Source organism: Arthrobacter sp. C152 (genome assembly GCF_054890965.1).
The window spans coordinates 40,392-63,548 of record NZ_JBTZSU010000008.1; the positions used below are offsets into that span (position 1 = coordinate 40,392).

Consider the following 23,157-nt stretch of genomic DNA (forward strand, 5'->3'; position numbering starts at 1 on the left):
ACTGGCCCGGATGAACCTCCCGCTGAACCTCAGGAGGACGCGTCGCCGGCACTGCGGGTGACGTACACGGCAGCCTGCGTGCGGCGCTCAAACCCGAGCTTCGCCAGGATGGAGGAGACGTAATTCTTGACGGTCTTTTCCGCCAGGAACAGGTCGTCACCGATCTGCCGGTTGGTCAGCCCCTGTCCGATCAAGGCCAGGACCTTCTTTTCCTGGGCGCTCAGGGCTTCCAGGCGCGGATCGACGGGGGCCCTGGAGAGGCCCTCTATGATCCGCTTTTCCACGCCCGGCTCGAACAGCGATTCACCGGCCGCCGCCCTGCGGATGCCGGTGAGGAGGTCATCGCTCCTGATCTGCTTCAGGATGTAGCCGGAGGCGCCGGCCAGAACCGCGCCGCGAAGGGCTTGTTCGTCGTCGTAGCTGGTCAGGATGAGGCAGCGCAGGCGGGGGTCGAGGGAACGCACGTCACGGCAGACCTCTATGCCCGTGCCGTCCGGGAGCCGCCCGTCAAGGATGGCGATGTCAGGCTGCAGCGCGGGGATGCGCCGGGTGGCTTCTGCGGCGGACCCGCTCTCACCGACCACCAGGAACCCTTCACCCTCCAGCAGGTCCCTCAGCCCCTGGCGCACCAGTTCATGGTCGTCGAGGATGAACACGCGCATGGGCCCTGGCGCAGCTGCTGCGCCGTTGGCTCCCGCTTCCTGGTTCTGCACCTAACGCTCCCAACGTCCGACCAAGCCCCGCATCCCTTAAGGGGCAGTCCCCTGGAGGGACTGATCCAATTGTTCCCTGAGCGGGACCGCGCGGGAAGGGACCAAAGTCCACAGCGGCCGCGTCGCATGGCCCGGCGGCAGGCCCTGATGACTTTTGGCCCTACCCGGCCGGCCGTTTGCGGGCCACGCTAAGACCCACCGGACCAGCACCCACCGGACCAGGAGAGAACGGACATGGCCATGGCAACCCCGGAAACGCAGCCAAGGATCATTGTGGGGGTGGATGGATCCGAGGCTTCGGTCGCCGCGCTCCGGGTTGCCTGTGCGATGGCGGAGCCCCTCGCAGCGAGGGTGGAAGCCTGGGCATGCTGGGACGTCCCGGCCGGCTACGGCGTCTACCTGGCCGTAGGCATCGAAGGGTTCAAATACGCCGCCGAACAGGTGCTGCAGCAGGCCCTGAAGGACGCTTTCGACGAGCAGCCACCCTTCCTGCATCCCAGGCTGGTGCGCGGCAGACCGGGCCCGCTGCTGATTGACGGCAGCAGGAACGCGTTGCTGCTGGTGGTGGGCCGCCGGGGACACGGGGGCTTTGTCCCCGGATCGGTGAGTTCGGCGTGCGTGGGCCACGCACACTGTCCCGTCCTGGTGGTCCACGCCCCGGAAGCCGGGCATCCGGAAGAAGTCCAGCCCCGGCCGGAAGCAGCGCAGCCGCAGGAAGGGCGCAGCTAACGCCGCGTGTGGTGCCCTTCCGCGTGGTGGTGGTGTCCGCCGTCGTCCCTTCCCAGCGGCTCGTCCCTTCCCACCAGCTCGTGGAGTCCTGCCACTGCGTCGGCAAGCGACAAATCGGGGGATTCGACGACGAATGGCATCAGGAGCCGGTTCTCCTTGTCCAGGTGCAGGGCAAAGATGCGTTGAATGGCGCCGGCCGCCACAGCGGCGGACACGCCGCTGGAGGTCCGGAGCTCCTCGACCAGGTCGACGATCACCTTGTGCTCGGCGAGCATGCCCTCCACCAGGAGCTTCGCCTCCGGCTTGCCACGCGGCCCGCTGTACAGCGGGCCTTCCTCCGCCAGGGCATGCGGGACCAGTTCCCGGTCACACCAGTCCAGCAATGAGGCCTGGGCGGCCTGCTCGGCGGCGGCATCCCCCGCCTCGACTTCCTCGGCCAGCAGCCCTGCCAGCCCGTTCAGTTGCCGGAGCATGTTGGCGTGATGGGTTTCCACCGCCTTCAGCGCCTGTGCCTCGGCGGATGCCCCGTTCCCTGCGGCCGGTGAAACGCTCATTCGTTGTTGCCTTCCATCTGGGGAACCTGCCGCCTGGCGCGCCCGAACGTCCAGCGCACATCCTGTGTTGTCCAGTAGCAGGCCACGCTCATGACGGCGAATCCCGTGACGCCGACGAGGGGCGCCCGGAACACCAGGCCCAGTGCCAGGACGCACAGCCCAGCCATGAAGAAGACGAGTCCGCGGCGGAGCCGGGTCCGCAGGGGAGACGGGAGGCTATTCCTGTTGAGCAGGGCGGCGAGCCGGGGGTCGTCCTTTTCGAGCCCCTGGCCGATGCTGTCGAGCTCCCGCTGCTCAAATTCCGAGAGTGGCACAACTGCCCCCAAATGTCCGGATCCGTGGCTGCTAGGTACCCGGATGGCCGCGCAGCACGGCCAGCCTGTTTTGATATTCCGCGACGTCGATTTCCCCGCGGGCGAACCGCTCGCCGAGCACGTCCTCCGCCGTCCGCATCAGCGGGTATTGGGTGCTGTGCGGATACGGTGCCCGCAGCGAACGGGCCAGCAGGACAATGCCGGTGATGATGGCTCCCCACACCACCAGCATGCTGATGCTCATCAGGACATAACCCCACACGCCCATGCCGTCATTCCAGCCGTACACTTCCCTGACCTCCGGTCACTGTAAGACGGATGCCATCCATCCGCTGCATTTCCAGTATCGGAAACAGCGGGTTGCTCCGGGAGAGTCATTAGTCCTCATTCGGCGACCGGGTGGGCGGGGCTGCCGGGGGCTTTTGGCACTGGCACGGCAGGGGCGGCCGCGCCACTGTGGGGGAGGAGAACCAGGAGGTGGCCCGTGGAGATCGGGGGTACGGCCGGCGCAGGACCGCTGGCCCGGCATGCCTTCCTCGTACGCTGGGTCGGCTGGGTGAGCCTCGGCGAGAGCCTGGGCTTCCTCGCCCCGGTCCTTGCCGAGTACATCGGGGCCACCGCGTGGCCCGGTGGCGGATCCGCGCTCCTCATTGCGGCGGGCCTGGCCGAAGGCGCCGTCCTGGGCTGGTTCCAGGTGCGCCTCCTGCAAACCCGGCTGCCCGCCGTCGCCCCAGGCCGCTGGGTGCTGCTCACCGCCGTTGCGGCCGGCTTCGCCTGGTCTGTTGGCCTGTTGCCCTCGGCCTTTCCTGCCTGGCAGGAGTGGCCGGCACCGGCCGTGGGCGCGGCCGGATCGGTGGGAGCGGTGCTGCTGCTGGGCTCGATAGGGTCCGGGCAGTGGATTGAACTCCGGCACCATGTGCCGAGGGCATGGCGCTGGATCGCCGGAACCGCAGCCGCCTGGGCGGCCGGACTGGCCGCCTTCATGGCCGTTGCCACCCCCTTGTGGGAGCCGGGCCAGGCGGCGTGGCTGACGGCCATCATCGGCGTGGGCGCGGCTGTCCTGATGGCGGTAGCGATGGCAACGGTCAGCGGGCTGGTCCTGGTCCGCCTCCTCCGGGAGCTGCCCCCGGAGCCGCGGGCGGCAGGCCGCAGCCGCTAGAAGCCGCGGCGGCGGAAGCGCTTCTCCACGGCGACAACCAGTGACGCGAGCACGGCGAGCGCCAGGATGCGCAGCCAGGTTCCGGCGTCGATCGGGGCGGTGTGGAAGAGCCCGTTCATCACCGGTGTGTAGGTGAGGAGCAGCTGCCCGGCGGCCTGGACCACGACGCCGACCAGCACCCACCGGTTCCCGAACGGAGCGATCCGCCAGGCCGGCCGGGTCAGCGATCGGCAGCTGAAGAGGTAGAACACCTCGACGGCCACGAAGAGGTTCAGCGCCGCGGTGCGGGCTTCGGCAACGGAGGCGCCGGCGCTGAGTTCGTGTTCGAACAGCCACCAGGCCCCGGCGACCAAGAGGGCCGAGACCAGGACGGTCCGGAAGGTCAGGGACCATGTCAGGAGCGGCCGCTCCGGTGGCCTGGGTGGACGGGACATCAGTCCCGGCTCCTTCGGCTCGAAAGCGAGCATCAACCCCAAGGCCACGGCGGTGGTCATGTTGATCCAGAGGATCTGGGTGGGCAGGATGGGCAGCGCCGCGCCCACCAGGATGGCCACCAGGATCACCAGGCCCTCCGCCATGTTGGTCGGCAACGTCCAGACGATGAACTTGGTCAGGTTGTCGAAAACGTTCCGGCCTTCTTCGACCGCCGCCTCGATCGTGGCGAAGTCGTCATCGGTCAGGACGATGTCCGCGGCTTCCTTGGCCACCTCGGTTCCCGAGCGTCCCATGGAAATGCCCACGTCCGCCTGCCGCAGCGCCGGGGCGTCGTTGACGCCGTCGCCCGTCATGGCCGCCACGTGGCCGCGCGACTGGAGCGCCCCGATGAGCCGGAGCTTCTGCTCCGGCGAAACGCGCGCGAACACCGTGGCCCGCTCCACTGCCTCCGGCAGGCGGTCGGCCGGAATGGCGTCCAGCTCCGCGCCGGTCAGGGCAGTGCCCTTGTCGTGGTCGGAGGCCAGCCCCACTGCCGCGGCGATGGTCATGGCGGTCCTGACGTGGTCGCCGGTGATCATCTTGACGGCAACTCCGGCGCGCCGGCACGCGTGCACGGCCGCCGCCGCCGCTTCCCGCGGTGGATCGAGCATGGCCTGCAGGCCCGTCAGGGTCATCCGGCCGCGCAGTGCTGTTGCGGCCAGCGGGGGGCCGGGCACGGGCAGATACAGGATGGCCGTGGCGAGGACGCGCAGCCCGGTGCCGGCGAGCGCGTGTGCGGCGGTGAGTGCGGCGTGCCGGTGGACCGGGGATGGCTGGCCTGTTCCGTCCATCTGGAAGGCGCAGAGATCCAGGACCCGTTCCGCGGACCCCTTAACGAGGACAACGCTGTGGTCGTCTCGGGGGCCGGGGGGATGCAGGGTGGCCATGAACTGGTGCTCGGAGGCGAACGGCATGGCTGCGTGCCGGGGACGCGCTGCCAGGAACGCGGCGACGTCCACCCCGCCTTTTCCGGCAGCCACCAGCATGGCGGCCTCGGTGGGGTCGCCGCGGGCCTGCCAGGTGGTTCCGTTCCGGAAGACACCGGCGTCGTTGCAGGCCGCGCCCGCCACAAGGGACCAGTACAGTGCCCGGTCCCCTGCGGTTGCCGTCGGCCGCACCGCCTCTTCCGGCGAGGTGTCGGGATGGATGTGCCCCTCCGGCCCGTACCCGGAGCCGGTGACCCGGTAGCTGCCTGAGGGGGTCCAGATCGCCCGGACCGTCATTTGGTTTTCGGTGAAGGTGCCGGTCTTGTCCGAGCAGATCACCGTGGTGCTTCCGAGCGTTTCCACTACCGGCAGGCGGCGGACCACGGCCCGCCGCCGGGCCATCCGCCGGACGCCGATGGCCAGGGTCACCGTCACCGCCGCCGGCAGGCCCTCGGGGATGGCGCCCACAGCCAGTGCGACGGCGGCCGTAAACATTTGCGCGGGCTGCTCGCCGTGTGCCACCCCGGCGAGGAAGGCCACGGCGGCCAGGGCCAGGATGGCCACCGTCAGTGTCCCGCTGAAGCGGGCCAGCTTCTGCGTCAGCGGCGTGGCCACAGGCTGGACGCTGCCCATCAGCCGGTGGATCTCGCCGAGCTCCGTTTCCCCGCCGATGGCCACGACGATCCCTGCGCCGGTGCCTGCTGTCACCAGCGTGCCGCTGTACAGCATGTTCCGCCGGTCGGCCACCGGCGTGGCCCGGGGCAGCACCACCTCATCCTTGGACACCGGCTCCGATTCGCCGGTCAGGGCCGATTCATCCACCCGCAACGCCGACAGCCGGACCAGGCGCAGGTCGGCCGGTACTTTGTCCCCTGCCTCCAGCAGCACCAGGTCGCCGGGGACCAGGTTTTCGGAGGGCACGGAGATCCTGCTGCCGCCCCGCATCACCACGGCCCGGGTACGGACGAGCGAGTGCAGGGCGTCCAGCGCCGATTCTGCCCGTACCTCCTGGATGAACCCCACCAGGGTGTTGACCAGGACCACCGCCAGGATGACGGCGCAGTCCAGGAGTTCGCCGAGGGATGCGGTCACGGCAGCGGCGGCGAGCAGCACATAGACCAGGGGATTGTTGAACTGCCGCGCCAGCTTGCGCAGGATGCCGCCGCTTCGGGATTTCGGAAGCACGTTGTCGCCGAACTGGGCCCGCCGCCGGCTGACCTCCTCATGGTCCAGGCCGCGGACAGCGTCGGTTTCGAGCAGCAGGACAACTTCGTGGAAAGGCAGCCCGTGGTGGGCGGGCCCCGAAGCGCCGTCCTGCCCTGGACCGGTGGGTGGCATGGTTTTCGCCATGGGGCTACGAGGGTCCCAGCAGGGCGTCGAGGGTGGTGAAGCCGTATCCGGCCGCCCGGATCCGGTCGATGACCTGCGGCAGAGCGTCTGCGTCCAGCGTGGTGCCGTCATCGGGATTGGAGCCGATGTGCATCAGCACGATTTCGCCGGGCTGCAGCCCCGCCAGGGCCCTGTCCGCCACGGACTGGACGCTGGCTCCGCCGCTGGTGCCCTTCCAGCCCAGCGTGTCCACCGTCCACCGGACCGCGATATAGCCCAGGCCGTTGACGGCGGCGATGGTCCGGCTGTCCCGCTCGCCGTAGGGGAACCGGAAGAATGGCCGCGGGTCGGCGCCGGCGGCGAGGATGGCCTGCTCCGCGCCGCGCACCTGCGAGGCGATGTCGAAGTCACTGAGGCCGGTAAAGCCGGGATGGGTCATCGAGTGGTTGCCCACCCGGTGGCCGGCCGCCGCGATCTGCGCCGCCTGGGGATTGTTGGCGGCCCAGTTGCCCGTCAGGAAGAACGTGCCCGTGGCGCCCTTGGCAGACAGGGCAGAAAGGATCGTGGGCAGCCCGGCCGGGTTGGCGCCGGCGTCGAACGTCAGCGCAACCACACGGCCTGCCCCCGGGACTACCGTGAGGTCCTGGCCGAGCAAGGACGCGGGGAAGGGCAGGGCAGGCGGTTCCTGCGTGGACGGCGGCTCCGGAGGCACCGCCGGCGGCTCCACGGGAGTTTGGCCGGCTTCCGGCGTCCCGGTTTCCGGCGCCGGGACGGAGGCGCCGGAGCCCGGCGACTCCGTTGGCGACGCCGCCGGGGAAGCGGAGGCGGACAGTGAAGCGGAGGGCGACAGCAGGACGGAGGCGGACGGCGAGGCCGACGGCGGCGGTCCGGAAGTGCCCGTACGCAACAGGACGGCGAGGACAGCCGCGAGCAGCACCAGGGCGAACACCACCACAACGGCGACGGCCCGTCGTCGCGCATCCTTGCCCGACGCTGCCATCACGGGCCCGGACCCGCTGCCCCGGCGGTGCCCACGGCGTCCTCAGGAAGCCTTGGGCGGGTTTTCCGGAGTGTGGACCACCAGCACCGGGCAATGGGCGTGGGCCACGAGGGCCGAGCTGACCGAGCCGAGCAGCAGGCCGCCGAAGCCGCCGTGCCCGCGGCGTCCCACCACCATCATGTCGGCGGCGCGGCTGGCCTCGATGAGGGTCTCGCGGGGATGCCCCCGGACCAGGGTGACCGTAACGTTCGACGGCGTTTCATCGTCGAAAGCCGCCTTCACCGCCTCATCGACGGTTGCCCTGGCTCCCTCTTCGAAGTGCTCGATGCCCATCATGACGTACCCGGCGTACATCTGCGGGTACTCCCAGCAGCCCATCGCCTCCACCTTGGCGCCCAGTGACGTGGCAAAGCGCTGGGCCTGCCGAAGCGCCTCAATTGACGGCTCCGATCCATCCACGCCCACCAGGATCCGGGCAATTGGTGCTCCGGCAACGCTCATGTCAGCTCCCTCGTTTGTCCGGTCCGGTCATCGCAATCATGCCGGGCCGGCGGCGCCGGGGCTAGGGCCGAAGGTCATGGCAGGATCCGCGGCGCCCAGGTCCAGCCGGAACGGCGGGTACTCATCGCGCATCAGGGCCGTGTAGGCCAGGACCCGGTAGATCCAGCGGTCGATGCCAAGGATGAGGTCGAACAACGGCCGCAGGTACCGGCCGGTGAACAGCAGTGCCACCGCCGCGATCAGCACCAGCAAACCCAGCAGGGACAGGCCCGAGCTCCGCTCGTACGTTGTCCCGAAGAAGTTCTCCTGCGCCTCCCACCGCCAGCTGGTTCCGGCGAACGCGGCCACCACAAGCAGGTGCGGGAGGGCGAGCAGCCACCACTTGACAAGGACCAGGCCCCGGGAGAGCCGTTGCGGGTAGTCCACCTCGAAGTCGGCCGGATAGTCGGTGCGCGCCAAGGTGAAGGGCGGGTAGAGGTCGGTGCCGACCGCGGCATAGGCATAGAACGCAACCCGCCAGTTCCAGCGCAGGACTCCGACATTGAAGTCGAACAGCGGGCGCGGATAGCGGCCGGTGAACAGGATGGCGAACCCGGCCACGATGGTGGTGACGACGAACGCGAACCAGAGGAAGAAGAGGATGATGAAATGCGGGATGGCCAGGAACCACTTCACCAGCCACATCCAGCGGGAGAGGCGGGGGTCGAGTTCCCCGTACAGCCGTGCGGGGTAGGGCGCGTAGCCGTCGGGCAGGCCGCCCTGCGGAGGAGGCGGCACCGGGGCAGGCGCCGGAGCCACCGCCTGCCCCGGTGCCGGCCCGGGCGGTCCCGCAGGTGCCGCGGGTCCAGGCATTCCGCCGCCTGGCATTCCGGCGGCCGGGACACTGGCGCCCGGGACGCTGGCGCCGGGTACTCCAGGTCCGGGCGCCCCGGGGCCTGCTGCCACCGGGCCGCCCTGGTACGGGCCGCCTTGGTACGGGCGGCCCTGGTAGGGGCCGCCGGCGTACGGGCCGCCCTGGTAGGGGCCTCCGGCTGGAGGCTGTGACGACGGCGGACCGGCATGGCGTCCGAGCCCGACGGCGCCGAGGACAATCAGCGGCACCCCGAGCAGGAGGGCGATGGTTCCACCCACCAGCAGGCCCGTCGCCGCCGGACGGATCAGTTCGGACCGGAAGCCGGCCTGCATCCGGACGTCAACCCCGGAAGAGGCGTCAGCGTTCATCACCACGATTTCCCAGGCGCCCGCCGCGAGGTCCCAGGTCAGCTCCTGCTGCCCCGGGCCTGACACCGAGGCCGTCCAGAAACCCTGCCCGGCAGGCGGTGCCGGCGGAGTGTCGCCAGGGATGTCGCCAGGGATGTCGCGGTACTCCGCGCGGTTGCCCCGCCGGAAGGCGTTCAGCAGCTCCGAGCGGTGGACACCCGAGAGGTACCGCTCGACCTCGGCCTGCGGGCCGATGCCGAGGAACACCTGTTTGCCCGGCGTCATGGATTCTGCGCGCAGCCGCAGGGTCCCGATGTCGAAGGGCAGCCTGCCCGGCACGTCATCCCCGAACGTCTCCATCCGCGGCGAGGTAATTGCGTAGGAGCTGACGGAAAAGCGGGTGGTGCTGGACGTCAGGTATCCGTCGCCCTGGGCCGCTCCCACCGCCGAGGCCACGGCACCGCCGGCCAGGGCCGCCAGGCCCGGCACCGCGAGCAGGATTCCGAGGACCAGCATGATGATGGCGGCAGGCTTTTTCATGGTGTCGTTCCTTGCACCTTGGACAGTGGGCGTGGAAAGGGAGACGGTGGGAAAGAAGGGAGCAGGCCTCTGCCTGCTAGATCTTGTTCCCGACGCCGGCCTCGGTCCTGGTGATGACGGTGGGGCAGGGGAGGTGCCTCAGGACGCCGTGGGCGGTGGACCCGAGGAGAAGGCGCTTGAAGGCGCCCCGGCCGCGGCTGCCCACCACCAGGAGCCGTGCACCGGACGCGGCATCAACCAGCGCATCCACCGGTCCGCGCTCGGTCTCAAGCCGCTGGTGCACCGTGAGGTCCGGGTAGTCCTCCTTGAGCCCGGCGACGGTTTCGGAGAGCACGATGCGTTCTTCGTCGACGGCCAGGCTTGCCAGGGTGGCCGTTGACAGGCCGGCATCGATAACGGGATTGGGGACGCTGATAGCGTAGACAACCGTCAGTTCGTCGCCGTCCCGGTCCGCTTCCGCCGCTGCGAAGGCGACCGCCTGGGTTGCTTCGGGGGACCCGTCCACGCCGACCACGACGCCCGTCCGGCCCTCAAGGTCCTGGGTTCCGACGACGGCGACCGGGACCTTCGCGCCCGTTGCAACCTGCAGCGCGCGGTCGGCCAGCGTGCCGCCGAGGTGGCCGCTGCCGGAGCCCACCACCATCATCGACGTCCTTTTGGAGTACTTGGCCAAAGATCCGCCGACGCTGCCCGTAAGCAGTTCGGTGGTGACATCCGGTTCAGTTCCATCCAGGCGGGCCGCGGCCTTCTGCAGGAGTTCCTGGCCGACATCCCGGAGGGTGCCGAACCACGGGTAGGGCTCGGCTACCCAGCGGTCATCCACCACGTGGAGGATGACCAGCGGGAGCCGGGCGCGTTTGGCCCGTGCGGCTGCCCAGAGGACTGCCGCCTGGCTCTGGGCGGAATCATTCGTGGCCACAGCGATCGGTTTATGGGTTGTCATGGCCGCACTTCCTGGTCTGGTCGAAAAGGTCCGGTGACAGCACGCGCCTGTGGGCCCCCTGCCGCAGCCCGGCAACGCCGTTGTCCTGCCCTTCAAGACTGGCGCCGCGGGCCCCGGCACTGTAGGGCCGAAAGTCACAGGACTGGACAATCCGGGTTCCCGCCGGGCCCGCAACGCATCGTCCCGTCGGCCACACGGGAACGGCTTCACACGGCACCCGATTCGTCAGTATGCTTACTAATATCCGCGAGATGAAAGGCACCATCATGGCTGAACAGAACCTCCCCGACGACGAACTGGAAGTCGTGCAGGACAACGACGTGCTTCTCGACCAGGCGCCCGGCGCCGCCCCGTCCCTCGAGCTGGATCCCGTGTCCGGGGAGCCGGACAGCTACCCGGGGGCCGCTGAAAACAACCCGGACCGCTGGCAGGAGGACCCACTGCGGCAGGACGAGGCGGTTTCCGGCGAAGAGGAAGACTTCCTCAGCGAACAAACCCTCCGTGATGAAACCGCCCAGGCACGGTATGAAGCCGGCGACGAGCAGGTGCCCCCGGAGGCGCCTACGCTGGGGGAAGCCGCGGCTGACGTCGATTTCGGCGAAGTGCCCACGGGCCTGGAAGCCGATAGCAGCGACGACGAGGAAAACTTCGGCGGATCACCCCTGAGCGAGTTCGAGCCCGACGACCTGGAGCGCTAGCAGCCCTGCCCGGACGCGTCCCGGCAGCCGCGGGAGGAGACGGCATGAAATCCAGTAACCTGCTTGGAGACGCCTTCGGGCGCATCCAGGGGGTGGTCACGCAGACCCTCGATGGGCTGGACGAGGATGCGCTGTTGTGGCGCCCGGCAGGCACCGGCAACTCCATCGCATGGCTGGTCTGGCACCTTGGCCGGGTGGAGGACGCCCAGGTGGCTCCGGCTGCCGGGCTGGAACAGGTCTGGACGGCCCAGGATTTCGTGTCCCGCTTCGGGCTGCCGCTCTCCCGGCAGGATACCGGGTACGGCCATACGAGCAGCCAGGTGGACGCGGTGCGTGCGCCGCGGGCTCTCCTGCAGGAATACTGCGACGCCGTGCACCGGCAAACCGCCACCGTGCTGTCAGGGCTCCAGGATTCCGACCTGGACCGCGTTGTCGACCGGAACTGGGACCCGCCGGTCACCTACGGGGTGCGGTTGGTGAGCATCCTCGCCGATTGCCTCCAGCACGCCGGCCAGGCCGCGTATGCCAAGGGGCTTCACGCCCGCCAGGCGGAACGCCCCGGTGCGTGAGCTGGTAGTCCTGGGGACGGCCTCGCAGGTGCCCACCCGCACCAGGAACCACAACGGCTACCTCCTGCGCTGGGACGGCGAGGGGCTGCTCTTCGACCCCGGCGAGGGCACCCAGCGCCAAATGATCCATGCCGGCGTCTCCGCAACATCCATCACCAGGATCTGCCTCACCCACGTGCACGGCGACCACTGTTTCGGGCTGCCGGGCGTGCTCTCCAGGATGGCCCTGGATGGAGTCACCCATCCCGTCCACCTGCATTACCCGGCTTCGGGCGCCGACGTTGTCCGCGCCCTCATCTCCGTCAGTTCGCCCGGCATCGACCTGCGGCTGCACCCGCACTCCGGCGCCGGAACGGTGGCGGACGGCCTGGAGGTCCGGCCCTTGAACCACCGCATCGAGACCTACGGCTACCGGCTCACTGAACCGGACGGCCGCACCTTCCTGCCGGAGCGGCTGCGCGCGGCCGGCATCGCCGGCCCGGACATCGGAAGGCTGCAGCGCGGCGGGAGCCTTGACGGCGTGCGGCTGGAGCAGGTCAGCGTGCCGCGGCCGGGGCAGCGGTTCGCGTTCATCATGGACACCGCGCCTTGCCTCGGCGCCGGGGAACTGGCCGCCGGCGCCGACTTGCTGGTCACCGAATCGACGTTCAGTGACGACGACGGCGGGCTGGCACGGCAGTACCGCCACCTCACCGCCGGGCAGGCAGGGGAACTGGCGGCGGCCGCGGGCGCCCGGACCCTGGTGCTGACGCACTTCTCGGCACGGTATGGCGACGACGTTTCGCTGCTGGCCGCCCAGGCCCGGACGCGCGCCCCCGCTGTTGCCGTCGTGGCAGCGGAGGACCTGCAGCGCATTCCCGTTCCACGGCGCCTGGGCGCCCGGGAATCCTACCCGGCACCACATCAGGAAGCCACGGCGATAGGGTTAAACCATGACGGCAGCAGCTGAATCCACGGTCACTTTCGATGGCCGCTTTGCCCGGGACCTGGCCGAGCTCGCCGTTCCCTGGCAGGCCGAGGAAGCCCCGGCGCCCGAACTGCTCATCCTTAACGAGGCGCTGGCCGCGGATCTTGGCCTCGACTCCGGATACCTCCGCAGTCCTGAAGGCGTGCGGCTCCTGGTGGGTAACCACGTTCCGGAGGGTGCCACGCCGGTGGCGCAGGCCTACGCCGGCCACCAGTTCGGCGGCTATTCGCCCCTCCTGGGTGACGGCCGCGCCCTGCTCCTGGGCGAGGTCACGGACGGGGACGGACGCATCAGGGACGTCCACCTCAAAGGCTCCGGACGCACGCCTTTCGCCCGCGCAGGGGACGGCCGGGCCGTCGTCGGGCCCATGCTGCGGGAGTACCTTGTCAGCGAGGCCATGCATGCCCTGGGGATTCCCACCACTCGCTCCCTCGCCGTGGTGGCCACCGGGCGGCAGGTGCGGCGCGAGGGGATGCTGCCCGGTGCCGTGCTGGCGCGGGTGGCCGGCAGCCACCTGCGCGTCGGCAGCTTCCAGTATGCCCGCGCCACGGAAAACATCGACCTGCTGCGGCGGCTCGCCGACCACGCCATCAGCCGGCACTACCCCGGGGTCGCCGCGGCCGAAAACCCGTACCTTGGCCTCTTCCGCTCGGTGGTCTCCGCCCAGGCCGCCCTGGTGGCACGCTGGATGCTGGTGGGGTTCGTGCATGGGGTGATGAACACGGACAACATGACCATTTCCGGTGAAACGATCGACTACGGCCCCTGCGCATTCATGGATGCGTTCAATCCCGGCGCCGTCTACAGCTCCATTGACACCAGCGGCCGCTACGCGTACGCCAACCAGCCGGTCCTCGCCGAATGGAACCTTGCCCGGCTGGCCGAGGCCATGCTGCCGCTGATCGACGAGGACCAGGAGAAAGCCGTCGCGCCCGCGGTCGAGGCGCTCGGCACCTTCCGCGCTGAGTACAGTGCGGCCTGGTCCGGCGGAATGAAAGAAAAGCTGGGCCTGCCGGCGGACGCGGCCGGTGCCGGCAGCGAGGCGGCATCGGACGTCGTGGACGGGGCGGTCGCCATCCTGAAGGACGGCCCGGTGGATTACACGCTGTTCTTCCGGAACCTCGGCAAGGCGGCCCGCGGGGACCTCCGTCCGGTCCGCGGCATGGTGCTGGACCTGGCGGCCTTCGATTCCTGGGCGGGGCAGTGGCAGGCCCTGGGCCCCGACCCGGACCTGATGGACCGCGTGAATCCCGCCTACATCCCGCGCAACCACCTGGTGGAGGAGGCGCTTGCGGCCGGCACGGGGGGAGACCTGGACCCCCTGCGCCGGCTGCTGGAAGCGGTCACCAAACCCTTTACGCAACGGGCGGGGCTGGAACGCTACGCCGAGGGAGCGCCCAAGGACTTCGGGAGTTACATGACCTTCTGCGGGACCTGAACGCAGAAGGGCGGCGGCCAGAAATCCCGGCCGCCGCCCTTCTTCTGCGCGCGGTGGTTAGGCTACGCGGACGGCGGAGTAGCCGCCGAGCCAGCTGATGGAGTGCACCTCGGTGGTGTATCCGTTGACGCCGCCGCTGACCACCTGGCCGTCACCGGCGTACACGCCGACGTGGCCGGAGGTGATGATCAGGTCACCGGGAGCCGGGCTGCCCACCACGGTGCCGTACTGGAAGAACTGGGTGGGGGCCAGGTCACCCACCGACTTGCCCACCGAGCGCAGGGCCTTCTCCACCATGGCGGTGCAGTCCTGCTGGACGCCCAGCTGGCTGTAGGCCGAGGCGAGGATGGCTGCACCGGTGCCGGTTCCGGTGGAGGCCGGGGTGGCCGAGGCGTAGGACATGTTCATCCCGGTGTTCACTGGAGTCGAAGCGGCTGCGGCGGTGGGTGCCGGAGCGGGCGCCTGGGCGGGTGCCGGGGCAGCGTATCCTGCACCCGGGATCTGGATCTGGTCGCCCGGGTAGATGATCGAGGACAGTCCCAGGCCATTGGCGGACAGCACATCGTTCAGGCTGACGCCGTAGGCTGACGCGATAGCGCCCAAGGTGTCGCCGGACGCCACGGTGTGTACAGTGGCGGCCGCCGCTGCCGGCGCGGCCACTTCGGCGGCGGGGGCGGCAGTGGCCTGGACTCTAGTCTGTTCGGTGGTGTCCGGGGCGGTGACACCGGCGTGGGCCGGGGCGCCGACCCCGAACGCAATGCCGGACGCGGCTGCCACTGCGAGCGCCGGACGGCCCAGCGAGCGCGCCTGGGACTTGGCTGTCACGGCCAGGCCTTCGAGCACAATCGAGCGGGCCGGGGTCGCGCGGTGACGGGCAGCATTGGAAATTTTTGACACGGTTGATCGCCTCTCCCATGCCTGCGGGGTGAGCTGTCGGGTTCGGGCTGGAGATGCCCGGCCGAAAGCACCCCGCGATGGACGGAAGGCGCTGTCGACTTAACCCCAAGGCCTCGTAAGGCCGTGGAAATGTGGTTCCCCCGTCCCTGCCAGCTGGAAACGATCGAATCCCGGGTCAGCGGCAGGGCTCGGCAAGCTGATGGGAATGTCCCGTCTGGGAGGGACACCATTCGACCATAACCCGCGCTCCCGCCAATTGTCACATTTAGATAACATGCGAGGCCTTCCTCTCGAATTCAGCAAAAGTCTTGTGGCGGTTTTGCGGACGCTGCAGGGCGCCCCGCATGGCGCGAGGTAACGGTATTGCGGCGCAAATCCTTCGTGGCCGGCACGGCTGCCGGTAAGCTTCGGGACTATGCCCCTGATCGTGACCGGGATCAAGGCCCCCGTGCTGGGAGGCCTGCTGGCCATTACACTGGCCGCGGCCGCACTGTTGCCTGCCTCCGCGGACGACCCCACGCCACCTGCCGGGTACCCATCCTGGGACGATGTGCAGAAGGCGCAGTCCTCCGAAACTGCCAAAGCCGGGGAAATCAGCAGGATCAACGGCCTCCTCGCCGGCCTGCAGGCCGAGTCCGAGGCTGCGGGTGCCACCGCCGTCAGCTCAGCAGCCGGCTACGCGTCGGCGCAGGCAGCCCTCGAAGCGGCAACCGCGCGGGTGCAGACCCTGTCCGCCGAGGCCGCCCGGGCCAACGGCCAACTGGCAAGCCACAGGAAGGCCCTTGGCGCCCTCGCGGTGCAGTCGTACAAGACCGGCGGGACCAACGCCGGATTTTTCGTGGCACTGGACGCCCTTGAGGCCAACACGGCCCAGGGCTTTAACCTGGTCCAGCTGGCAGGGGACAAGACCGCGGCGCTGGTGGCCAAGGCCGCGGCTGCCGGCAAGGTGGCTGCCTCCCTCGCTGACCAGGAAACGGCCGCCAAAGCCGAGCGGGAGCGCCTGGCCGGCGAGGCGAAGGCAAAGCTGGAGGCCGCCCGTTCGGCCCAGGAAGCCCTGGCCCGGCAGGTTGCGGAGGAAAAGCAGCACGGCGATGAACTGACCGCACAGCTTGCCAGCCTGAAAGGGACCACCGCGGCCATCGAGGGACAGTACCGCCAGGGCCAGGCCGCGCTGGCTGCCTATGAGGCGGCGCAGGCGGCCAAGCATGCCGCCGCGGAAGAGCAGGCCCGCCGGCAGGCCGAAGAGGCCGCCGCCGCGGCAGCCCGGCAGCCGAAGGCACCCCCGGCTGCCGCCCCCGCTCCGGCACCCCCTGGAAGTCCCGCCAACCCCGTACCGGACCCATCTGTGCCGGACGCACCTCCGGTGGCGGCGGTGCCAAGCCCGCCGCCCGTCGTCGTACCTTCCCTTCCCGGCAGCGCTGTCAATGATCCGGCCGGCGCGAAGAACTATGCCTCCGGGCGCCTGGGCGCGTACGGCTGGGGCCAGGAACAGTTCCAGTGCCTGGCGCAGCTCTGGACAAAGGAATCCGGCTGGCTGACCACTGCCACGAACCCCTACTCGGGTGCCTACGGCATCGCGCAGGCGCTGCCGCCGGGCAAGTATGCAAGCGCCGGCAGTGACTGGCTGACCAGCTACCGGACGCAGGTCGACTGGGGACTGGGCTACATCCGCGACCGCTACGCGACCCCCTGCGGTGCCTGGAGCCACTCCGTCGCCCTGAACTGGTACTGATGTGGCGCTAGGCTTTCCCTATGCCAGACGTTGAACGCTTCCGGGTGCTCCTGGAGCAGGAGCGGGAACGGAGGTCGGCTTTGCTGCCGGCTCTCCGGGCCGACATCGCGGCGGCGAATTCGGCGCGGCAGGACTCGAATGTTGACGACGAGCACGACCCCGAGGGCGCCACGATCGCCTTCGAACTCTCCCAGGCGTCGGCCCTCCTGAAGCAGAGCACGGCAGGGCTGGACCAGGTGGAGGCGGCTCTGGCAAGGATCGACGCCGGCACCTACGGCGTGTGCGCGGTATGCGGGGACCCCATCGCCGAAGGCCGGCTGGAGGCGCGGCCGTGGACCCCGTTCTGCATCCGGCACGCCGCGGCGGGGCGCGGACGGTGACCGGCGCCGCGGACACCGTGGCTGCGGCGGCGGAGTTCATCGACCGGACGCTTCGGAATGAGGGCACCTGGTACCGGGCGGACGACGTCGGCAACCGGCTGGGCGGCACCCTCGCCTCCTACGGCTCGTCCGTGGGGGCGGTCCGGGGAACAGTGCGCGACGCCCTGCGCAAATTCAAGGACCTGGACCACGACACCCTGGTCATGCTTGCCTCAGCCCTCTGGGCCCAGCCGAAACCCGGCGCCCGGCCCGTCTTTGAACGCCGCCTGGCCGCCGTGGTGCTGCTGCAGTCCAGCGTCCGCCTGCTCCGGCATTCGGACCTGACCCGCCTTGAGGGGTTCCTCCGCTCGGTACGGGCGCAGGAACTGGTGGCGCCGCTGCTCGCGGACGTCCTGGTTCCCCTGCTGGCGGGGCTGGGTGGGCGCGAACGGCAGCGCGCCGACGTTATCCTGTCGAGATGGCGGGAGGACCCGGAGCCGCAGCTGCAGGCCGCGGCGGACGCCCTTGCCAGGGAGCCGACCCTTTGAAACCTGCGTGGAGGATCCAATGAATGAGCCGTTTGACCTTGACCGCTTCGTCAGCGCCCAGAACAGCGGGGAAACCTATGGGCAGGCCCTGGAAGAGCTGCGGGTCGGCAACAAGACCGGACACTGGATGTGGTTCATCTTTCCGCAGATCGCCGGCCTGGGGCGCAGCGCCACGTCGCGCACCTACGCTATTTCGTCCCTGGCCGAAGCCCGCGCCTACCTGGACCACGACGTCCTCGGCCCCCGGCTGCTCGAATGCGCACAGGCCCTCACCAACCACGCCGACCGGTCCGCGGCGGACATCCTGGGCGGCATTGACGCGCAGAAACTGCGTTCGTGCATGACACTGTTTCTCCGGGCGGCGCCCGGAGAAACAGTGTTCAAGACGGTCCTGGCCCAGTTCTTCGACGGCCAGCCGGATGAAGCCACCGACGCCCTGCTTGCCGAGCAGGAACCGGCCGGGTAGGCAGCCGTTTACGGGGTGGGGCTGCCGCCGTTGACGTTCAGCGTCTCGCCCACCACGAAGCTGGATTCCGGCGATGCCAGGAAGACGTAGGCAGGAGCGAGTTCGGCGGGCTGCCCGGCCCGGCCCAGGGGAGTGGACTGGCCGAACTCCGGCAGCTCCTCCTTGGGCTGGCCGCTGCTGACTTGCAGCGGGGTCCAGATGGGGCCCGGCGCCACCGCATTGACCCGGATCCCCTTCGGTGCCAGCTGCTGGGCCAGGCCCTTGGTGAAGTTGTTGATGCTGGCCTTGGTGGTGGCGTAGTCCACAAGCGTGGGTGACGGGTTGTAGGCCTGGATCGAGGTGGTGTTGATGATCGTGGAGCCCGCCGGCATGTGCGGTACGGCAGCCTTGGTCAGCCAGAACATGGCGTAGACGTTGGTCTTGAGCGTGTGGTCGAACTGTTCGTCGGTGATGTCCTCGAGGTCCTTTTGAGCCACCTGCTTCCCGGCGTTGTTGACCAGGATGTCCACGCCGCCCAGGACGGCCACGGCCGTGTCCACCAGGTCCCGGCACGCTGCCGCATCCTTGAGGTCGCCGGGCACCTTCACCGCTTTGCGGCCGGCGGCCTCGATGATCCCGGCGATCCGGGACGCGTCTTCCTCTTCCTGCGGCAGGTACGACAGGACGACGTCGGAGCCCTCGCGGGCGAAGGCGATCGCCGTCGCGGCCCCGATTCCGGAGTCGGCGCCCGTGACGATGGCGCGTCGGCCTTCCAGCCGGCCGGTGCCGCGGTACGTTTCCTCGCCCAGGTCGGCCTTTGGTTCCAGGTCGGCGTCAAGCCCTGGCTCGGACTGGTGCTGCTCGGGCGGGGAAATCTTTTCGTAGGCAGTCACGGGGTTGCGGAACGTGTACTGGTCGGTCATGCGGTCCTCCTCTTCGTGCGGAACAACTAAGCATGCTTATGTTTTCCAGCCTAGGCAATCATTCCGTCACTGCCAACCCGCCCAGCCGCGCTGCACCTCCACCAGCCGGACTTCGGCGAGCCGGCCGCCGTCGAGCACGGCTTCCAGGTAGGTGCAGGCGGGCTGCCTGCGGCGGTCTGTGGGGGAGCCGGGGTTGAGCAGCCGCAGCCCGGCGGGGGTGGTGGTATCCCACGGGATGTGGCTGTGCCCGAAGACCAGGACGTCGGCGTCCGGGTACAGCGCCTCGCAGCGCAGTTCGCGGCCCTTGGCCGGCCCCGTGTCGTGGACCATCGCAAAGCGGACACCGTCGAGGGTGATGCGTGCCGTCTCCGGAAGCCGCCGGCGCAGTTCGTGTCCGTCGTTGTTTCCGTGGACGCCCAGCAGCAGCCTGCTCCGCGCCTCGAACGCGTCCAGCACCGACGGTTCCACCCAGTCACCGGCGTGGAACACGACGTCGGCATTTTCGACGGCGGCCCACACCTGCTCCGGCACGCTCCGGGCACGCTTGGGCACATGGGTGTCGGCGATGATGACCAGTTTCAGCGGCATACCGGAATCCTGCCACGCCGCCCTGTTCCCGCAGGCCGCCGAGTCGTAATCTGGGGGCTGGAGGTGATTGCCATGGAGGCAGCCCAAGGCGACCGCATCATCGTGCACGGAAGGACGGTGGGGTCCTCGGACCGGCACGGGGTAATCCTGGAAGTCCGCGGCCAGGGCGGGGCCCCGCCCTATGTTGTCCGCTTCGACGACGGGCACGAGACCGTCATGTATCCCGGCGGTGATTTCGCCGTCGAGCGCGGCAACAGCACCTGACGCCCGCCGGTTCGTAGCACCCGCCAGGCAGGTGCTCCTGCCAGCGGGGCGCACCTGTCAGACTGGAGCCATGGAACATTTTCCGGCTTCCGCCGCGTCCCCAACACCTCCGCACCGCGCGGGTCCCCGCGACCCGGGCGATGCCTGGGTGGAAGGCGACCGCGGCCGGTACTGGGGCAGGTTTGGTGCGGCCGGGGTGCTGGCCTACGACCCCGCCAAGGGCGTCCTCCTGCAGCACCGCGCAGTGTGGAGCCACAACGGCGGAACATGGGGCCTGCCAGGCGGGGCCCTGCACGAAGGCGAAGAAGCCGTCACCGGTGCGCTCCGCGAAGCCTACGAAGAGGCTTCGGTGCCGTCGGAGAGCGTGGAGGTCCTGTTCACCTCGGTGCTGGACCACGGCTATTGGTCCTACACCACGGTGGTGGTCCGGGTCCGGGAATCTTTCGACCCCGTGATCAGCGACCCCGAAAGCATCGCGCTGCTCTGGATTCCGGTCGCCGAGGTGGACGGGCTGGACCTGCACCCCGGCTTTGCCGCGTCCTGGCCCGGCCTGCTGGCCAGGCTGGACGTGGATGATTCCTGGTAAGCAGGTCAAGCAGCAGCACGAGGGAGCATAGTGAGCGACGAGAGCATTGCCCGGCCACAGACGCCCAGGGGCGTGGTGTTGATTACCGGAACGTCGACGGGGATCGGCCTTGCCACAGCGGTCGAGGCCGCGCGGGCAGGCTGGACGACCGTTGCCACCATGCGCGACCTGCAGCGTGCGGAGGCGCTGCGGTCTGCCGCCGACGCCGCGGGAGTGGCGGTGGATATTCGCCGGCTGGACGTCACGAACGCTGCCGACATCGACCGGGAGGTTGCCCACTGCATCAGTGCCTACGGCCGGCTGGACGCGCTGGTCAACAACGCCGGGAGTGCAGCGGTGGGGACGGTGGAGCTGCTGCCGGTGGAGGATTTCCGCGAGGCCATGGAAGTGAACTTCTTTGGCGTGGTTGCCCTGACCCGTGCCGCCATGCCGCACCTGCGTGACAGCGGCGGACGCGTGGTTACCATCAGTTCGGTGGGCGGGATCGTGGGCCAGCCGTTCAATGAGGCGTACTGTGCCGCCAAGTTCGCCGTGGAGGGGTTCATGGAGAGCCTGCAGCCCGTGGCCAGGACCGTGGGCGTGGGCGTGCACGTCATTGAACCCGGTGCGGTGTCCAGCAACTTCGTCGAGAACGCCGGGATCGACGTGCCGGCCCTGATGGCGTCGGCCGGCAGCTACGGTCCCGCCATTTCAGCCTACCTGGCACGGACCAGCTCACAGTTCGCCAGCAGCAACGCCCAGCAGCCGGCGGACGTTGCCGCCGTGGTCCTGGCCGCCCTGGAGGACGGCAATCCTCCCTTCCGGATCCAGACGTCGGACTGGGCGCGCGGTTTCGTGGGCACCAAACTTGCCGATATGGACGGAAGCCGGGTCACTGGCCTGACCGCCGGCTGGGTGGCCCGGACGGCCGGATGATGCCCTAGACGTCGGCGACGGCGGGCGAGTTGCGGAAGTGCCCCACCGTGATCAGGATTGCTCCGGCGATGGCCCAGCCGGCCAGCACCAGCCAGGGAAACGCCGTGGCGGCATCGGGGAAGTACGAGAGATCGCGCAGCAGCGTCCCGGAGGCCCCGGGGACCAGCCACTGGCCCACGTCACCCCACGGCGCGGGGAGGAATTCCTTGGGCTGGGTCAGCGAGGACAGCGGGTTGCCGATGAACAGGGTGATGACGGCGCCAACGGCGATGCCCGGCTGCCCGATGAGTGCGTTGAGGCCTACGATGATGGCGGCGGTGGCCATGATGCCCAGCCCGATGGCGGCGGTGTTGGTCCAGTAGTTCCCGTCCAGAATGTGGAACCAGCCCTGCAGGATCCCGGCCAGGCCCAGCCCTGCGATGATGCCGTAGGCGAGGATGGCGCCCAGGCGGCGCCACGTTCCGGAGACGAGCAGGGAAATGAGGACGCCGCCGATCATGCCGCCCATCGCCAGGGGGAGTCCGGCAACCGCGAGCCCGGTGCCGCGCGGATCGTCGGTGGAGAGGGGCACGACGTCGGTCACGGTCACCTGGGGGACGGCGCTTGGCTGCGCGCCGTTTTGGCCGCCCTGGGCCGGTTGTGTCCCTTGGGCCTGGGCATTCGCCGGGGCCTGCGCCTTCGCTGCCGCCTGGGCCAGGGCGTCCTGGAGCCTGGCGATGGCCTGGGTCTGGATCTGCGACTGCATCTGGGCGCCCATCTGGGTCAGGGCCTGCGATGCCACCGGGCTGCCGGCGCTGGCGACGAGGATTTCCGGGGAGGCGCCCAGGACAATCGCGCCGTAGACCTCGCGCTGCCTGATGAGGTTGACGGCGTCGTCCCGGCTTGATGCCGTCCGCACGTCCAGTGTCCCTGCAGGCGCCTTGGACGTGATCTGGGAGATCTGCTCTGCGCTGCCCACGGCTGCGATGGGGACGTTCTGGACTTTTGCGGTGACGCTCGGCCACGCAAAGGCAAGCAGGACGGTGCAGACGGCCGCTGCCGCGAGCAGGGCGGTGCGCAGCGCGTGCGGCCAGGGGGTGTGCGGGCCCGCTGCCGGCTCCTGCCGGCGACCGGGAGCGTGGGTGCGTTCAGTGGTGGACATGGAACTGGTGACCTCCCGGGGCGAAGAAAAAGAATGCTCGTTCTCCATTCTCGGCCTATTGTGATTTGGCGTCAAGAATGATCATTCGTTTTCTTTCGCTATAGGATGGATCCATGCCGAAAGTGAGCGAGGAGCACCGGGTCGCCATGCGCGAGCGCATCCAGCAGGCTGCGCTGGCGTGCGTGGCGGAGAAGGGCTTCTCCAACGTTTCCATGGGTGACATCATCGCGGAGGCCGGCCTCTCCGCGGGAGCCGTCTACGTGTACTACCGCAGCAAAGAGGAATTGATTGTCGACGCCGGCCAGCGCGTTTTCGCCGAGCGGATGGCGGCGCTTGAGGAGCTCGGCGGACAGGGTTCCATCGCGCCGCCGGAACAAGCCATTGTGGCGCTCATGGCTGGCCTGATGCAGATGGATTTCTTCCCGGGAGTCGCGGTGCAGGTCTGGGGTGAAGCCGTCCGCAACGACCGCCTTGGAGAGGTGGCGCGCAGCATCCTTGCCCAGATCCGGGGGCACATCGAGGCATACCTGGAGGCCTGGCTGCGTGCCACGCGGCCGGCCGAAGACGCGGAGCGGAAAGCCCGGCTGCTCGCCCCTGCGGTCATGGGCCTGATACAGGGCTGCGCCATCCAGTCGGCGCTGGCGGGAGAGGATGTTGAAGCCGCATACCTCGAATCCGCCCGGACCCTCCTCGCCGCTATCTAGC

At 69.3% G+C, this 23,157-nt stretch carries 27 protein-coding genes and 1 riboswitch; of the genes, 14 read left to right on the forward strand and 13 right to left on the reverse strand.

Going from position 1 to position 23,157, the window contains the following annotated elements; genetic code table 11:
• Positions 1-29 precede the first annotated feature (29 nt).
• Positions 30-662 (reverse strand): response regulator, encoded by a 633-nt coding sequence (locus tag ACYSM9_RS08000; RefSeq protein WP_461856569.1) that lies wholly within the window; start codon positions 660-662, stop codon positions 30-32.
• A 291-nt stretch (positions 663-953) separates the two neighbouring features.
• Here ACYSM9_RS08000 and ACYSM9_RS08005 point away from each other — a divergent pair, with 291 nt between their 5' ends.
• Positions 954-1,442, forward strand: a complete 489-nt coding sequence (locus ACYSM9_RS08005; protein ID WP_461856449.1) for a universal stress protein — start codon at positions 954-956, stop codon at positions 1,440-1,442.
• Here ACYSM9_RS08005 and ACYSM9_RS08010 read toward each other — a convergent pair.
• Genes ACYSM9_RS08010 through ACYSM9_RS08020 form a run of 3 tightly spaced genes read right to left on the reverse strand, consistent with a single transcriptional unit; the run spans position 1,439 to position 2,599 of the window.
• Entirely contained in the window at positions 1,439-1,996 is a 558-nt protein-coding gene (locus ACYSM9_RS08010) for a hemerythrin domain-containing protein (protein ID WP_461856450.1), read from the reverse strand. The two genes, ACYSM9_RS08005 and ACYSM9_RS08010, sit on opposite strands and share 4 nt — an antisense overlap.
• Positions 1,993-2,310 (reverse strand): DUF3040 domain-containing protein, encoded by a 318-nt coding sequence (locus ACYSM9_RS08015; RefSeq protein WP_461856451.1) that lies wholly within the window; start codon positions 2,308-2,310, stop codon positions 1,993-1,995. Before ACYSM9_RS08015 ends, ACYSM9_RS08010 begins: the two co-directional genes overlap by 4 nt.
• 31 nt (positions 2,311-2,341) lie before the next feature.
• A complete protein-coding gene (locus ACYSM9_RS08020) occupies positions 2,342-2,599 on the reverse strand; it encodes an SHOCT domain-containing protein (protein WP_461856452.1) in 258 nt (85 codons plus the stop codon).
• A 195-nt stretch (positions 2,600-2,794) separates the two neighbouring features.
• Between ACYSM9_RS08020 and ACYSM9_RS08025 the strand changes: the two genes are divergently transcribed.
• Positions 2,795-3,469 (forward strand): hypothetical protein, encoded by a 675-nt coding sequence (locus ACYSM9_RS08025; RefSeq protein ID WP_461856453.1) that lies wholly within the window; start codon positions 2,795-2,797, stop codon positions 3,467-3,469.
• On the opposite strand, the gene ACYSM9_RS08030 is transcribed toward ACYSM9_RS08025, so the two are convergent.
• The 5 genes from ACYSM9_RS08030 to ACYSM9_RS08050 all read right to left on the reverse strand — a co-directional run bounded on the left by ACYSM9_RS08030 (position 3,466) and on the right by ACYSM9_RS08050 (position 10,382).
• The gene (locus ACYSM9_RS08030) at positions 3,466-6,207 is read right to left on the reverse strand and encodes an HAD-IC family P-type ATPase (protein ID WP_461856454.1); all 2,742 of its coding nucleotides are present in this window, start codon (positions 6,205-6,207) and stop codon (positions 3,466-3,468) included. The genes ACYSM9_RS08025 and ACYSM9_RS08030 overlap by 4 nt on opposite strands.
• 16 nt (positions 6,208-6,223) lie before the next feature.
• Positions 6,224-7,198 (reverse strand): polysaccharide deacetylase family protein, encoded by a 975-nt coding sequence (locus tag ACYSM9_RS08035; protein ID WP_461856570.1) that lies wholly within the window; start codon positions 7,196-7,198, stop codon positions 6,224-6,226.
• Positions 7,199-7,240: 42 nt separating this feature from the next.
• A complete protein-coding gene (locus ACYSM9_RS08040; RefSeq protein WP_461856455.1) occupies positions 7,241-7,699 on the reverse strand; it encodes a universal stress protein in 459 nt (152 codons plus the stop codon).
• A 36-nt stretch (positions 7,700-7,735) separates the two neighbouring features.
• Positions 7,736-9,439 (reverse strand): DUF4389 domain-containing protein, encoded by a 1,704-nt coding sequence (locus ACYSM9_RS08045; protein ID WP_461856456.1) that lies wholly within the window; start codon positions 9,437-9,439, stop codon positions 7,736-7,738.
• Between the two features lie 76 nt (positions 9,440-9,515).
• Positions 9,516-10,382, reverse strand: a complete 867-nt coding sequence (locus ACYSM9_RS08050) for a universal stress protein (protein ID WP_461856457.1) — start codon at positions 10,380-10,382, stop codon at positions 9,516-9,518.
• Between the two features lie 266 nt (positions 10,383-10,648).
• Here ACYSM9_RS08050 and ACYSM9_RS08055 point away from each other — a divergent pair, with 266 nt between their 5' ends.
• From ACYSM9_RS08055 to ACYSM9_RS08070, 4 genes are read left to right on the forward strand one after another with little or no spacing between them, the layout of a single operon-like run.
• A complete protein-coding gene (locus ACYSM9_RS08055) occupies positions 10,649-11,080 on the forward strand; it encodes a hypothetical protein (protein WP_461856458.1) in 432 nt (143 codons plus the stop codon).
• Between the two features lie 44 nt (positions 11,081-11,124).
• On the forward strand, positions 11,125-11,649 hold the full coding sequence (locus ACYSM9_RS08060) for a mycothiol transferase (protein ID WP_461856459.1): 525 nt from the start codon (positions 11,125-11,127) through the stop codon (positions 11,647-11,649).
• A complete protein-coding gene (locus ACYSM9_RS08065; RefSeq protein ID WP_461856460.1) occupies positions 11,642-12,598 on the forward strand; it encodes a ribonuclease Z in 957 nt (318 codons plus the stop codon). Before ACYSM9_RS08060 ends, ACYSM9_RS08065 begins: the two co-directional genes overlap by 8 nt.
• Complete coding sequence (locus ACYSM9_RS08070; RefSeq protein ID WP_461856461.1) at positions 12,582-14,054, forward strand: protein adenylyltransferase SelO; 1,473 nt, start codon at positions 12,582-12,584, stop codon at positions 14,052-14,054. The genes ACYSM9_RS08065 and ACYSM9_RS08070 overlap by 17 nt, the downstream gene beginning before the upstream one ends.
• Before the next feature lie 57 nt (positions 14,055-14,111).
• Here the strand turns inward: ACYSM9_RS08070 and ACYSM9_RS08075 are convergent, their stop codons facing one another.
• Complete coding sequence (locus ACYSM9_RS08075) at positions 14,112-14,951, reverse strand: C40 family peptidase (RefSeq protein ID WP_461856462.1); 840 nt, start codon at positions 14,949-14,951, stop codon at positions 14,112-14,114.
• 3 nt (positions 14,952-14,954) lie between these two features.
• A riboswitch (cyclic di-AMP (ydaO/yuaA leader) is annotated at positions 14,955-15,145 on the reverse strand.
• Positions 15,146-15,366: 221 nt separating this feature from the next.
• Here ACYSM9_RS08075 and ACYSM9_RS08080 point away from each other — a divergent pair.
• The 4 genes from ACYSM9_RS08080 to ACYSM9_RS08095 are packed head-to-tail and all read left to right on the forward strand — an operon-like array spanning position 15,367 to position 18,056.
• Entirely contained in the window at positions 15,367-16,683 is a 1,317-nt protein-coding gene (locus tag ACYSM9_RS08080) for an aggregation-promoting factor C-terminal-like domain-containing protein (protein ID WP_461856463.1), read from the forward strand.
• A gap of 20 nt (positions 16,684-16,703) precedes the next feature.
• Positions 16,704-17,063: a TraR/DksA family transcriptional regulator gene (locus ACYSM9_RS08085; protein ID WP_461856464.1), complete on the forward strand. Its 360-nt coding sequence runs from the start codon at positions 16,704-16,706 to the stop codon at positions 17,061-17,063.
• Positions 17,060-17,590: a DNA alkylation repair protein gene (locus ACYSM9_RS08090; protein WP_461856571.1), complete on the forward strand. Its 531-nt coding sequence runs from the start codon at positions 17,060-17,062 to the stop codon at positions 17,588-17,590. The genes ACYSM9_RS08085 and ACYSM9_RS08090 overlap by 4 nt, the downstream gene beginning before the upstream one ends.
• Positions 17,591-17,609: 19 nt before the next feature.
• Positions 17,610-18,056, forward strand: a complete 447-nt coding sequence (locus ACYSM9_RS08095; protein ID WP_461856465.1) for a DUF1810 domain-containing protein — start codon at positions 17,610-17,612, stop codon at positions 18,054-18,056.
• 8 nt (positions 18,057-18,064) lie between these two features.
• On the opposite strand, the gene ACYSM9_RS08100 is transcribed toward ACYSM9_RS08095, so the two are convergent.
• Together ACYSM9_RS08100 and ACYSM9_RS08105 are read right to left on the reverse strand one after the other, a co-directional pair.
• Positions 18,065-18,958, reverse strand: coding sequence for a glucose 1-dehydrogenase (locus ACYSM9_RS08100; protein WP_461856466.1), 894 nt, complete (start codon positions 18,956-18,958; stop codon positions 18,065-18,067).
• A gap of 66 nt (positions 18,959-19,024) precedes the next feature.
• The gene (locus ACYSM9_RS08105) at positions 19,025-19,546 is read right to left on the reverse strand and encodes a metallophosphoesterase family protein (protein ID WP_461856467.1); all 522 of its coding nucleotides are present in this window, start codon (positions 19,544-19,546) and stop codon (positions 19,025-19,027) included.
• A gap of 72 nt (positions 19,547-19,618) precedes the next feature.
• Between ACYSM9_RS08105 and ACYSM9_RS08110 the strand changes: the two genes are divergently transcribed.
• The 3 genes from ACYSM9_RS08110 (at position 19,619) to ACYSM9_RS08120 (ending at position 21,311) form a co-directional block, all read left to right on the forward strand.
• On the forward strand, positions 19,619-19,810 hold the full coding sequence (locus ACYSM9_RS08110; protein ID WP_461856468.1) for a DUF1918 domain-containing protein: 192 nt from the start codon (positions 19,619-19,621) through the stop codon (positions 19,808-19,810).
• A 70-nt stretch (positions 19,811-19,880) separates the two neighbouring features.
• Entirely contained in the window at positions 19,881-20,396 is a 516-nt protein-coding gene (locus ACYSM9_RS08115) for an NUDIX domain-containing protein (RefSeq protein ID WP_461856469.1), read from the forward strand.
• 30 nt (positions 20,397-20,426) lie between these two features.
• A complete protein-coding gene (locus tag ACYSM9_RS08120) occupies positions 20,427-21,311 on the forward strand; it encodes an SDR family NAD(P)-dependent oxidoreductase (protein ID WP_461856470.1) in 885 nt (294 codons plus the stop codon).
• A 4-nt stretch (positions 21,312-21,315) separates the two neighbouring features.
• On the opposite strand, the gene ACYSM9_RS08125 is transcribed toward ACYSM9_RS08120, so the two are convergent.
• Positions 21,316-22,452 carry an ABC transporter permease gene (locus tag ACYSM9_RS08125; protein ID WP_461856471.1) on the reverse strand — a complete coding sequence of 379 codons (1,137 nt, stop codon included), beginning with the start codon at positions 22,450-22,452 and terminating at the stop codon, positions 21,316-21,318.
• A gap of 113 nt (positions 22,453-22,565) precedes the next feature.
• Between ACYSM9_RS08125 and ACYSM9_RS08130 the strand changes: the two genes are divergently transcribed.
• Entirely contained in the window at positions 22,566-23,156 is a 591-nt protein-coding gene (locus ACYSM9_RS08130; RefSeq protein ID WP_461856472.1) for a TetR/AcrR family transcriptional regulator, read from the forward strand.
• Position 23,157 lies beyond the last annotated feature (1 nt).

What these genes read in the sequence shown, in the direction of transcription:
- ACYSM9_RS08000 (WP_461856569.1), bottom strand. Translation starts at nt 662, where the DNA reads ATGCGCGTGTTCATCCTCGACGACCATGAACTGGTGCGCCAGGGGCTG.
- ACYSM9_RS08005 (WP_461856449.1), top strand. Translation starts at nt 954, where the DNA reads ATGGCAACCCCGGAAACGCAGCCAAGGATCATTGTGGGGGTGGATGGA.
- ACYSM9_RS08010 (WP_461856450.1), bottom strand. Translation starts at nt 1,996, where the DNA reads ATGAGCGTTTCACCGGCCGCAGGGAACGGGGCATCCGCCGAGGCACAG.
- ACYSM9_RS08030 (WP_461856454.1), bottom strand. Translation starts at nt 6,207, where the DNA reads ATGCCACCCACCGGTCCAGGGCAGGACGGCGCTTCGGGGCCCGCCCAC.
- ACYSM9_RS08035 (WP_461856570.1), bottom strand. Translation starts at nt 7,198, where the DNA reads ATGGCAGCGTCGGGCAAGGATGCGCGACGACGGGCCGTCGCCGTTGTG.
- ACYSM9_RS08040 (WP_461856455.1), bottom strand. Translation starts at nt 7,699, where the DNA reads ATGAGCGTTGCCGGAGCACCAATTGCCCGGATCCTGGTGGGCGTGGAT.
- ACYSM9_RS08045 (WP_461856456.1), bottom strand. Translation starts at nt 9,439, where the DNA reads ATGAAAAAGCCTGCCGCCATCATCATGCTGGTCCTCGGAATCCTGCTC.
- ACYSM9_RS08050 (WP_461856457.1), bottom strand. Translation starts at nt 10,382, where the DNA reads ATGACAACCCATAAACCGATCGCTGTGGCCACGAATGATTCCGCCCAG.
- ACYSM9_RS08055 (WP_461856458.1), top strand. Translation starts at nt 10,649, where the DNA reads ATGGCTGAACAGAACCTCCCCGACGACGAACTGGAAGTCGTGCAGGAC.
- ACYSM9_RS08060 (WP_461856459.1), top strand. Translation starts at nt 11,125, where the DNA reads ATGAAATCCAGTAACCTGCTTGGAGACGCCTTCGGGCGCATCCAGGGG.
- ACYSM9_RS08070 (WP_461856461.1), top strand. Translation starts at nt 12,582, where the DNA reads ATGACGGCAGCAGCTGAATCCACGGTCACTTTCGATGGCCGCTTTGCC.
- ACYSM9_RS08080 (WP_461856463.1), top strand. Translation starts at nt 15,367, where the DNA reads ATGCCCCTGATCGTGACCGGGATCAAGGCCCCCGTGCTGGGAGGCCTG.
- ACYSM9_RS08085 (WP_461856464.1), top strand. Translation starts at nt 16,704, where the DNA reads ATGCCAGACGTTGAACGCTTCCGGGTGCTCCTGGAGCAGGAGCGGGAA.
- ACYSM9_RS08095 (WP_461856465.1), top strand. Translation starts at nt 17,610, where the DNA reads ATGAATGAGCCGTTTGACCTTGACCGCTTCGTCAGCGCCCAGAACAGC.
- ACYSM9_RS08100 (WP_461856466.1), bottom strand. Translation starts at nt 18,958, where the DNA reads ATGACCGACCAGTACACGTTCCGCAACCCCGTGACTGCCTACGAAAAG.
- ACYSM9_RS08105 (WP_461856467.1), bottom strand. Translation starts at nt 19,546, where the DNA reads ATGCCGCTGAAACTGGTCATCATCGCCGACACCCATGTGCCCAAGCGT.
- ACYSM9_RS08110 (WP_461856468.1), top strand. Translation starts at nt 19,619, where the DNA reads ATGGAGGCAGCCCAAGGCGACCGCATCATCGTGCACGGAAGGACGGTG.
- ACYSM9_RS08115 (WP_461856469.1), top strand. Translation starts at nt 19,881, where the DNA reads ATGGAACATTTTCCGGCTTCCGCCGCGTCCCCAACACCTCCGCACCGC.
- ACYSM9_RS08125 (WP_461856471.1), bottom strand. Translation starts at nt 22,452, where the DNA reads ATGTCCACCACTGAACGCACCCACGCTCCCGGTCGCCGGCAGGAGCCG.
- ACYSM9_RS08130 (WP_461856472.1), top strand. Translation starts at nt 22,566, where the DNA reads ATGCCGAAAGTGAGCGAGGAGCACCGGGTCGCCATGCGCGAGCGCATC.